At 61.0% G+C, this 11871-nt stretch carries 4 protein-coding genes; all 4 read right to left on the bottom strand.

The features are described 5' to 3' along the window. Positions 1-13: 13 nt before the first annotated feature. Positions 14-3742, bottom strand: a complete 3729-nt coding sequence (locus CA85_RS15040) for a DUF5682 family protein (protein WP_246112830.1) — start codon at positions 3740-3742, stop codon at positions 14-16. After that, the gene (locus CA85_RS15035) at positions 3742-4908 is read right to left on the bottom strand and encodes an ATP-binding protein (RefSeq protein WP_246112829.1); all 1167 of its coding nucleotides are present in this window, start codon (positions 4906-4908) and stop codon (positions 3742-3744) included. The genes CA85_RS15040 and CA85_RS15035 overlap by 1 nt, the downstream gene beginning before the upstream one ends. 789 nt (positions 4909-5697) lie before the next feature. Continuing rightward, positions 5698-6156 carry a transposase gene (locus CA85_RS15030; protein WP_146392144.1) on the bottom strand — a complete coding sequence of 153 codons (459 nt, stop codon included), beginning with the start codon at positions 6154-6156 and terminating at the stop codon, positions 5698-5700. A 569-nt stretch (positions 6157-6725) separates the two neighbouring features. Next, positions 6726-11870 (bottom strand): DNA-binding protein, encoded by a 5145-nt coding sequence (locus tag CA85_RS15025; protein WP_186774962.1) that lies wholly within the window; start codon positions 11868-11870, stop codon positions 6726-6728. Between the last annotated feature and the right edge of the window lies 1 nt (position 11871).

The raw sequence follows: 11871 nt of genomic DNA, 5'->3' as shown, positions 1-11871 counted from the left end.
CGCGTCATCGATTTCATCGGCCCGCCTGTGCCCCGCGGATTTGATCGCCAATCCAGCGGGCCAGGTTCTCAGGGCTGACCGCAGCCACGTGCATCCCCGCTCCCGCTACCATCGCAGCGTAGCCCTCGTGATACCTCGCGACCCCACGGTCATCGAGCGCCGCCAGACCCAGACAGGTGACTCCCGAATCGACGAGTGAGCGAACCTCGCCAATCATTTGGCCGACCGACACACCCTCTTCAAAATCAGAAACCAAGATGACGATGCTGCGTGAGGGGACCGTGACAGCTGCCCTCGCGGCGCGGAGTCCGAGTCCAATCTGAGTGCCCCCACCGACCTGCACTTCTAGCAGGAGCGACAAGGGATCGGTGACCTGTTCGCTCAAGTCGATCACCTCCGTGCTGAATGCTAGGAACTTCACCGATAGCGCAGGGAGAGCATCGAGCACGGCCGCGACGAGGGCGCTGTAGATCACCGAAGCGGACATCGAACCCGAGACGTCGACGACGAAGATGACGTGCCAGTCCATTTGACGTTTCGCGGGTGATTGAAACATCAACCGCTCGGCCACCATCGTGGCACGCCCGTCAGGTCGACGATAGCAGTTCGCAAGATTGTCTCGGATTGTCCGCGCGAGATTGAGTTTGCGTGCCCGGCGGCGGGTGGGACGTGGCGATGACAGGCCATTCAAGGCCGGTTGCAGTCGCACCGCCAGTTGCTGGGCCAGATCCTCCGTGATCCGGCGCGCCAAACGCCGCAGCGTCGCGGCCTTCGACTCGGGCATCGCACCGGCGAGCGAGAGGACTTGTTCGAGCAGTTCGATTGATGGGGTGACCGAATCGGGATCGAGTAGCTCTAATGCCGTCGACCGGCCTGCACCCGCCGCTGCCCCCAGGACCTCCTGACATAGATCGCTGCCGAATAGAGCCTCGAGATCCTCTGCCCATTGGGCCGTGGAAGGTTGCGGTGCCTCCGTCCCACCACCGGCACCGGGACGATTGGCCAGCCCCGCACGTGCGCCTTCGCCACGGCCGCGACCGTACAACTGGTCCAACGATGTAGCACACCGGATCGACATCGGTGAGTTGGATTCCGGTGGCAATCCAAAGATCAAACGCCAGCGGTCAGCCAGCGGTAGATCGCCATTGGATACACTCGCTGCAATCTCATCGACTCGATCCAGCGGATCGGTACTCGCTGCACTCTGGCTCGGTCTTTCAGCTCCGGTCCACGAGATGGTGTTTGGATACTTCGCCTCGACTGCCGCGCGACCGGCCAAGTCGGCTCGTCGTAGTCGGACCAGCTCATCGGCGATGGCATCGGGGTTGTGCTGTTGTCGGTAAGACAAGGTGGCACCCTGCTCGTCCAGTCGTGAACCTCGCTCGTCCAAGTCCGATAGACTGACCTGCAACAAACGCTGGCGGTCAGCGGGTGAACATTCAGAGAAAGCACCGCGCAGTGAAGGCAGCCTGGATAGGAACACTTCGTCGCTCATAGGTCGAATGCCATCGCGGATCCCGCATAGCCAGGCCGCGTCACTCTGCATTCTCGGCAAGAGTACTTGGGTCGCACCGGCGAGCGATTCCTTCAGTCGTGCTCGCCCCGCCTGATCGGTTGCCGAGTCCAGCCAACCCCGCGTCAAAGCAGCGAACTCGGCGTCACGCTGTTCATTCAAGACGCACAGTGCGCCCGCTCCGGCACCACCCATGCGGTCGCTGCCGCTGCGCATTGTTTGACGACACCAATGCGTTAGACGCACGCGCCCCGATTGAGAGGGCGGCTGATCGATATCGGCCATCACCGAGGCTTGCAGGTCACCCGTCATCCAGTCCAGTAGATCGACCAGGGCAATGACATCGGTGGGATCGTTCGACCCGCTCAGACCGGCTAGCCGCTGCATGGCGGCCTGCAAGCAGGAATGGATGGTCGAGAGTGACTCCGGCCAGACAAATGCTTGCACCCACGGCGGGTAGGCAGATTCGGCGTCCGCCGGCAAACCCGGCAGGTGCCCGGCGCGGATTCGGGTGGCAATGGTCGTCGCCGCCATGAGCTCGGACAATCCAGCCGCCGCGCGAAAGGAATCACCGATCTGGTGTAGCGATTGCCGCGTCAGCCGGACCAAACCACACTGCGTGGCGATTTGCAGACGGTGCAATATCGTCGCGGGCAAGTCCTCCGTCTCGGAAGCTTCCTGGCCAGGAATCCGACCCGCCCCTCGCACGATCCCCTCGACGACTTGACCGAGCGTGACACCGTAACGCGAAACCGATTCGATCGTGGCGGCGGTCCCTTGTTGCCAACCGACCCGCCAGCGTTCGATCAGGTTCTCGCGGTGACCACGTTGGACTTCATCGACACGCTCAGCATAGGGGATTCCGGCCGCACTGAACTGCCGCAGCACAACCGCACGTGCTCGATCGCGCGGCTGACGCAGAACATCGAGCTTGATCTCCTTGGCATCTTCATCAGCATGCATGGGTACGCCGCTCGATGCTCGGCGAGTCGGGCGGGATCGGCTGGCAAACGAATCACGACCCGGCAGTTTCAACGCTTCGAGTTGCCGATCGATATCGACGGCGAGCCCGCAGCGAGGTGTGGTGGGTGTTACCTGACCCGTCCGATCGCCGATCAGTACTTCGCCCGCTGCTTTGGCGACCGCTCGCCCACGTCCCATCAAATCGCCTTGGACCAAACATGACTCGATCGCTTCGACGAGCTCGCCCCGGCCGGCGGTGCCGAGACCGCGTAGCCGCGCCAGATCCCGCATCATGCGGAGTGTCTCCGTCGCGTCAGGCATGCCGGCAACGTGACCGGCTCGACGCAGTTGCCGGCAAACGGCAGTGACGAGCTCGGCGGCGGCCGCGTCTGCCGCTTGCGACGACGTTGATTCGCACATCCGCTGGTGCCAGACGGGATCGCGGACACCTGCCGGGTAGCCACTGCGTTCGTCGAGTTGGTCAAACGAATAGGGCACCAGCGATACGCCGACCGCATCAGCGGACTCGGCCTTCGATTCGGCTAGCATCGCGGCATCGCGATCCCGCTCCGACACGATCACATCGGGAAGCAAAGCGGCCGCGTGAAAGGAGCCGATCACCGCCGCGCTCTGCTCCGGGGCGGCGCGAATCGCCTCGCGCATGGCGGCTTCACGGACGAGGTCACGCGGTGAGACCTGCGGCGTGCTCTGACGCACGGCATAGCCAAACAACAATGCCGCGTTCCGGATCGATTCGGCGTCCGAGTCGAATCCGGGCGATTCAACCAATCGCTGCCACAATGCTCCTGTATCGGATTGGCCGGTGCGTTGGAGCAGCCGATCCAGCAGCGTGGTGGCGATTTCACCGTCGGGCGGATCATCCGGTTCGGTCGATTCGATTGCCGACAAGTGGGTCTTGGCCGCGACCGATAGATCGCAAGCCACCACGGGCACTCCCCGCCTGCGGGCCCAGCGGATCGCGACCCACTCGGGCGAAAAATCCGCCATCGGATAGAAGAACAATCCGGACTGATCGTGCACCGCGGAGATCGCCACGGGCGCGATTGTTTGCGGATCGGCGAGATGTTCGATCCAGTCCTGCAGGTCCGACGGCAGCTCAACGAGTACGCATTCTGGCGCGAACCCGTCGAGCATCGCTGGCAGAGCTCGGGCGAGCGCCGCCGAATGATGGCGAACCCCGATCAAAAATGGTCTGCGTGACTGCGCCAGCACCGGCATCGACGGATCGAATTCGAAGGAATCCATCACTCCTCCAGGTCCCCTCGCAGCTCCACCAATCGCTTCCACAGCGGGCCCCCGTCTTCGGCTCGCCGCCGGACCGGTCCATCCCAATAGGCGAGCAATCGTTCGCGGTCCTTGGCTTCGTCTTTCATGACGACGCCGAGCAGGTGTCCCGGCATTCGCGATACCGGATCAAATCCACTGGGGAAAAATACACTTTCACGAGTGATCGCTGTAGCGACCGCGACCGCCTCGGCAGTGCTCATCACCGTGCTCGGCCGAGTCACCTGCCATCCCTCATCGCTGCGACCGCTGCGCAGATCACGGAACACCGTGACCAGCAACTCGATCAGTGATTGGTCCACCGCGACGGGAGAACCGGTCTCCGCCAACAGAGCGGCCGCGCGGGTCGATACCAATTCACGCTCACGGACTTCGTCAGCAATGGGCGCGATCGTTTCGAAGTTGAAACGTCGCTTCAATGCTGCCGACATCTCCGAAACGCCGCGGTCACGCAAGTTGGCAGTCGCGATCATGGCAAACCCGGGCGCCGCAAAGATACTGTTACCTTCCCCGTCACCCGCTTGATCCATTTCAGGAATCATCAATCGCCGTTCGCTCAAGATCGAGATCAGGGCATCCTGGACCTCCGGCAGGCAGCGAGTGATCTCTTCGAATCGGACGACCTTGCCGTCTCGCATCGCCGTCATCACCGGCGAGGGCACGAGCGCTTCCCGCACCGGACCGCGGTCGAGCAGCATGGCATAGTTCCAGCCGTAGCGAATTTGATCCTCAGTCGTCCCGGCGGTCCCCTGGACTGCGAGCGAGCCGGTTCCGCTGATCGCGACGGCGAGCAGTTCGCCGAGCATCGACTTGGCCGTGCCCGGTTCCCCGACGAGCATCAAGCCTCGTTCACCGGCGAGCGTCACGACACATCGCTGAACAATATCACGCGGGCCCACGAACTTCTCCGTGATCACGCGCGCCCCCGCTTTGGTCTTGCCGACCTTCACCCCATCGCTGCCACAGATAAAGTCCACCACCGCCTGCGGCGACAGCGCCCAGCCCTCAGGCCGGGGAGCGGAGTCGGACGCCGACAATGCAGTGAGTTCCTCCGCATAACGAACCTCCGCGGGCGGCAGTTGCACGCGAGTCGAAGCCGCTCTGGATGTCGCTTTTTTCTTAGCCACGATTGAATCGACCTTTGGATGGAAATAGGGATGAGTTAGCTTGTTTTAGCCCCCGCAGGGGCGAAGTTTTAGTGCTAGCCCCGAGCGGGGCGGCGTTTCTGTTCAGCCCCGAACGGGGCGGCTGCATGAAAGCCCAGGGCAACGCCCTGGGTCCAATGGTGAGACGGTTTGGTAGCCCCAACGTGGGCGGCCCTTCCGTCCGCTCCATGGGGCGTCATGTGTCAATAGGACCGCCCCGTTGGGGCGAGAGCCGTGGCTGTTTACCCTCCCTGGGGCGGCGTTTCTGTTTAGCCCCAACGGGGCGGTTGTATGAAAGCCCAGGGCAACGCCCTGGGTCCAATGGTGAGACGGTTTGGTAGCCCCAACGGGGCGGCCCTTCTGTCCGCTCGATAGGGTGACGTGTGTCAATAGGACCGCCCCGTTGGGGCTGGCGCGATGTGTTGGCGTCGGATTCCCCAGGCGTTGCCTGGGGCTGTCATAGGGCTGCCCCGTTGGGGCGAGAGGCGTTTCTGTTTGGCCCTCCATGGGGGCGGCGTTTCTGTCTTAGCCCCAACGGGGCGGCTGTATGAAAGCCCAGGGCAACGCCCTGGGTCCAATGGTGAGACGGTTTGGTAGCCCCAACGGGGCGGCCCTTCCGTCCGCTCGATGGGGTGTCATGTGTCAATAGGACCGCCCCGTTGGGGCTGGCGTGATGTGTTGGCGTCGGATTCCCTAGGCGTTGCCTGGGGCTGTCATAGGGCTGCCCCGTTGGGGCGAATTGGGTGGTTTTGTGGCGAATATCGATGGCGTTCAATCCCAGACATACCGTTCGTCAATCTCGATTCCGGCGTCCTTGCACATCTTGCGGAACTCGTCTTGGAAGTCGATCTTCTTATGATGAGCCTCTTGGTGGGCGATGTAACCTTTGCAATTGGGGACGATGGATTGGCTTACCGAAAACACGCCGTAACCCGCTTGCCAAGAGAAGTTTCGCAGTTCGGTTGATTGCTTCTTGAGCCATTTGCTGGTTTCGGTTTTCATTGTTTGAACGACGTCTTTGATCGCGTGATTTCGACTGAGATTGACCAGGGCGTGGATGTGGTCTTTGACACCGCCAATGATGATCGCCGGTGAGTCGACATTGTCCGTCAAGATCGTTGCCATGTAGGCGTAGAGTTCGTTGCGTAGTCCCACGGGTTGCAGTAACGGTTGTCGATTTTTCGTTGAGAACACGAAATGCAATGTGACATTGGCGAGCGATTGCGACATGTCCAGCTCCGTTCTGTTTTAGCCCCAACGGGGCGGCTGTATGAAAGCCCAGGGTTGAATGGTGAGACGGTTTGGTAGCCCCAACGTGGGCGGCCCTTCTGTCCGCTCGATGGGGTGTCATGTGTCAATAGGACCGCCCCGTTGGGGCTGGCGTGACGTATTGGCGTCGGATTCCCCAGGTGTTGCCTGGGGCTGTCATAGGGCTGCCCCGTTGGGGCGAGAGCCGTGGCTGTTTACCCTCCCTGGGGCGGCGTTTCTGTTTAGCCCCGAACGGGGCGGCTGTATGAAAGCCCAGGGCAACGCCCTGGGTTGAATGGTGAGACGGTTTGGTAGCCCCAACGGGGCGGCCCTTCTGTCCGCTCGATAGGGTGGCGTGTGTCAATAGGACCGCCCCGTTGGGGCTGGCGTGATGTGTTGGCGTCGGATTCCCCAGGCGTTGCCTGGGGCTGTCATAGGACTGCCCCGTTGGGGCGAGAGCCGTGGCTGTTTACCCTCCCTGGGGCGGGGGTTCTGTTTGGCCCCGAACGGGGCGGCGGTATGAAAGCTCAGGGCAACGCCCTGGGTTGAATCTAGAGGGTCTCTTCGTATTTGGGTGGGTCTCCGTCGCAAACCCGCTGCCAGGCCAGCCGGAATTGATCGCCGACGCGGCGTGGGCAAACGATTAGATTGGCGTAACCACCGCGCAATCGATCGGTGTTCTCGTACCCGAACATCGTCAGTTTCCAGCTCTCGATGGGTAGATTCGGTAATTTCAAGGGCTCCCAACCACCGGGCAGGAACGCATCGCGTCCGGCGCGACTGCGTTTGGCCGAGACGAGATATTCGCTTTCGACCAATTCCGATGTCGCCGCCTTCAATTGCGTGGTGGTCCAGCCATTCCATCTTTTTAGGTTCGCATTGGTACAGTCGTGAAGGGCGAGAATCTGCAGGTACAACGCAGCGGCGTCTTCGCTGACTTTGAGCTTCTTCTTCACCTTGGCGACGGTATCGGCTGCGGAGATTCGTGGATCCTGTTCCCATTGCCCTTCGGCAATGGATGAGTCGTCATCGCGGTTGCCCTGGCGAATATTCGTTAGCTCCTCGCCTCGCATGGCTCGCACCATCTCAGCGAACTGGAGATGCGCGGTTCCATCGGTTTCCCAATCAAACGTCAGTGCGGCGGCAACGAGCAGAGCGGCATCCTCTTTGTCCGTGTGCAGTCGGGCAGGGCGGAACCATTGATCCACCGCCGGTGGCATCACGGCGCCAACGATCAGGCCGCTGTCGAAGGTGTAGAAGCCCTCGGCGGTCTGTTCGCACTTGGCGATCATAGCCGAAAATTTCTCAATGGTTCCGTCGACGTCGGTGGTTTGATCGGTGTGGTAGGGTTCGGTTCGGCGGCACCCCATCGGCAGAACCACGTTGGGATTGTCGAGGTATTCTCGTACCGCATCGATCAACGCCGGAATTTTCTTTCTCGCTTCGTCTCCGTGTGGCAATTGGTAGTTCACAAACGCGATCGCCGCCGGGAGATTCGGCAGCACCGCATCGATACTGAACGTCATCGGCGGCGTTAGCGTGCCGCTGAGTACCTGCTGACGATACTTCGTTCCATAGGCGAAATGCAGTTCTCGAGGCTGGAGCACGGGAGACGCCGCCGGATCGGCTAGTAGATCGCAGAGCAGTTTCGTATTGAGCGTCTGATAGCCAGCCCGAACCGACTGCATCTTACCGATCAAATCGGCGGGCAACTTCACCGACACCTTGCGGGCTTGTTGCCACGCATCGACCATGAAACGAAACGCCAACTCGACGCTCTTGCCCAACGCACCGACACTACTGCGACGACACCCTTCGGCCACGACTGAGAGGGAAACGGGATCAGCATCGGCCGCTACCACAGCGGCCTTGATCTCGTTGACTTTCCAACCGTAGTGGGATCGCAGTTCCTTGGTCAGTTTCTCTTGACCGTACGCGACTGTACGGAAATTTCCCATCCAACCGAGTGCGACTTCGATGGGCGTGACACCAAGTTTCTCCGCCGCGGCGTCGAGCATCTCAGCGGGGATCAGCGGCAGAGTTTCCACGTCGCCGACCGCATCGACAAACCGCCGCAGGGGATCGCCACCCCAGCGTTTTTGTAAAGGCACGGTGTGCTCGATCACAAAACTCTTCGGTGGTTTGGGATTTCCAGACTCGGCATAGGACAAGATCACGACTTTCTCGGCCATGTAGTTACCGACCTTATAAGCAATGTGTCGAGTTTTCGCCTCCACGAACGCGGCTGGCCGTTCATCGCTCGGGTACTTGCCCGCCTTGCCGAGTTTTTTGGCAGCCGCTTTATCGGGAGCCGCCGCGACGTGGACTACCAGTTTACCTGGCAGATCCAAGAGCCCTCCGTCTGCGATAAATCGCAAAGCGTCGAGCCAGGCCCCTGTCAGTCGCTTGCCCACCGGTGTCCCGGCGTCGGCGCCCTCATGTGCGTGTTGCCAGAACACTTTCCACGCCACTGCGGCCGCATCGTCGATCAAGCCAAAGTACCAGTTGTCACCTTTGGGCATCGTTTCGACATCACCACCACGAAGGAAGTCAACAATGGTCGTCAACTGTTTGGGATCGACCGTATCGTGGTATCGGCCTCGGTAGCTTTGAGGAATGATCGACGGAGCGAACGCAACGAACAGTTCTGACAGCCCCGCACCAATGGCTTTGTCAGACGCCAGAGGAGTCTTTTTCTTCGATTCCGTTGCGGTTGATGCCGAGCCCTCGTCTGCGATCCCCATCACGGCTCGTGTCAATTTGTCGAGCGAGATTTGTTCCACTGCGGCGAGGCGGGCGATGCGAGCCACGCCGCGCACGAGACGCGGCGGCGCCTTCGGCAGTAGCTTGCTCACTGCGGTGGCGCAGGCAGTTCGATTGGCATCGGGATGCTTGGGGTCTTCCTTGATCTTCAACGCTTCATGCTCGACAGCACCCGCCGCGAAGAGTTTCTTCGACTGCGCTGCGGTCACCTTTCGCAGTTTGGTCGAACTCGCCGCGCAACGAATCTGAAAGAAGTGCAAGAACAGGGGCGGCAACCCGATCGGCTGGCCTTCTCGGTATCGACTCAGGTTCCCCTTGAGCGAGGCAATTCGAATGCCGGAGTCGATGTCAATGAGTTCGTCCTGATTGGAAACACACCAATACGAATCGCTGGCCGGTCGGTCCACGATCGCTGCGGCACAGTGCATGCCCGCGTCGGCCGAGGGTGCCAGCACGACGCGGCGTCCATCGACGCCGCAGCTTTCGAATTGCTGGTCCCGCCGCCGAACCACACGCAGACCTAGCATGCCACCGGCAACACCGAGTGGTGATTGTTTCAGCGAACTCGGTGCCGGCATCAGGTGCGACATCGTCCAATGGATCTTCCCGCCCGCAGGCAGATTCTGCTCGAACCATGCCGGGACGCTATCACGGATCGCTTTACCCGTGGCGGGGTCGATCTCCTGCAGACCCAAACGTTTTGCGGCCTCGGCCGCGGATTCTTCTTCATCGGTATCGAACTCGTTCCAGGCCCTGTACAAATTCTTCTGATTCCAGAATCGCTCCCCGTCGGAGAACCAATGTTGCGATTCGGGTAGCACATCGTCACCGCTGTGGAGCACCCGAGTGCCGTAGAACACGCCACCATCACAGGGCATCATTCTGTCGACGTTGAGCCCATAGAAATACTGACTGGTCGCTTTTGCCTGGCCACCTTCGCTCAACCAAGCCAGTTTGTATTCATAGCCCGTTCCTCTATCGAGCAACCCGATTACTGCGTCATCGCGCACGCGAATGATTTTCTCGAGATGCTGGTCCTTTTCCAATTGGAATTCACCGAGTGTTTGATGGCCGTCCGGTCCGAACGACTCTACCTTCCCATCGACCACCATCGTCAGGTACGGAAAGCTAGCGACAGCTTTGGAGCGGTGCTCGGAGATGCGAGGGAGTTTCCGCTCATCACCGAACGCGTCGAGGGCGGGCCAGCCGTATTCGTCGAGCACGCCGGCGGCGAGCGTTCGCGTGAGCGCCGCCACGAAATCGACCTTGGACAATCGCGGGCCGAGTTCGGGAAATTGCTCGCCCGTTGTCCGGCCGGCACATTTGGCGAGTACGTTGAGGCTTTCCTCGACGTCGCAGAGTCCTCCCGATTCGAGATTCTTGACGTGGTCATCGAGGAACCGCCACCACAGTTCGCGGACGGCCGCATGATCAGCCGCGGCGGCTTCAAAGCTACGCTGGGCCGGCACCGCCCGGCCATACGAATGCCGACGCGGCGTGCTGCCCGTGAAGGTGACCAAGGACTCCAGTTGCGAGTAGACCTTGGGTCCAAATCGCTCGTCAGCGATCACGTGAGTCAATTGCGAGTTGCGCCGGTCATGATCGACGTCGGCCCGCAGCCAACCATCAAAATTCAGTTCGCGGTGATCGGCGGCAACGGCGATCGGAAGTTCGAGTTCCAGCATCAGCTCGATCACATCCACATCGAGCACACCGCCGTAGTACCCGCGACGATCCAACGCAATGGCAACGGCTTCGTCTCGGATCACGTCCGCCGTCAACGCGATGAGATCAAAGACCCGAGAGTTCGGCGACGACTCGACCGACGCGAGCCGACCGATCCAGCCCGCCCGTCCGCCAGGAATTTCAACGTCCTCGGGCAGATCGGAAGTGGGTCGGCCCAGCAGCGGCAAGACATTCCACGTGTCGAGCAAATCCAACCAAGCCCACACGGGGCTGTCGCCTTGGTAGGACGACTGTGGGTCGGTATGGGCGAGTAACCACATCGCGAACGTGTCGTCCTGCTTGACGATCCGGGCGACGTTCTTCTTGACCGATTTCCAAAATTGCATCGATGTCCGCGACATCGCTGGCGATGAGATAACCGCCAGCAAGAACGCGTCGACTTCGGTGTCGGGATCCCGGTCGGCAGCTTTGGCGAACTTGGCGAGATCCTTGGCCGCGGTCGCCATCGGTGGCATCCCGCCCATGGTCCGTCGTACCATTAAATCCAGTAGCGTTTCAAAAGCCTCGGCTGGCTCGAACTGATTGGCCAGATCGCGTGTGTACTCCGTCAATGCCTTCCCCGAGAGGCAGCCACTGAGGGTGAACTCGAGCACAGCATCGCGGCGCCGAATGGGATCGACCGCGAGGGAGTGAACCCGTTCGGCCTCCAACGCTTTGCCGATCGCGCGCCCGGCGTAGGTGGTGTTGCCTAGGTCTTTATAAATCCTCGCCGCTTCCTCCCAAAACGGAGGCAGGAAATGCCGCACCGAGCGGTTGAGCTCGCCAGCCATCTCCACGAAGGCATCCATGGCGTGGCCGGGTTTCGACTTCGCCTTCCGCGCTGCCGCTTTGATCCGCTTGACCAACACGAGCGCATCTTTGGCATTCTCGGGATGATGGATCAACGCCCAGCTGGCAAAGCCAAGTGCCTGGCGACTCTGCTGTCCAATCGGCTTGCTCTCACCCGCGGGCTGCAGGCCGAGGAATTCCATCGCCAAGTCTTCGGCGGGGCCCAGTCGGTCGGCGCTCAAACGAACGACCACGCGGCCTCCCAGTGCCGCTCCGGTGTAACGTCGTGCGACTACCTTCTCGGTGGCATTCTGATCGACCTTGGCCGACGCAGCCACCATCCCTCCCGCAGCCAACTGGGCATCCCAACGCACCTGTTGAGCGGTTCTCTTTTTTGCTTTGGTTGGTTTCGATTTCACG

It is taken from the genome of Allorhodopirellula solitaria (assembly GCF_007859855.1).
Classification (GTDB): Bacteria; Planctomycetota; Planctomycetia; order Pirellulales; family Pirellulaceae; genus Rhodopirellula; species Rhodopirellula solitaria.
The sequence above is the reverse complement of the archived record's forward strand: the minus strand, read 5'-3'. Positions and strand labels throughout refer to the sequence as shown.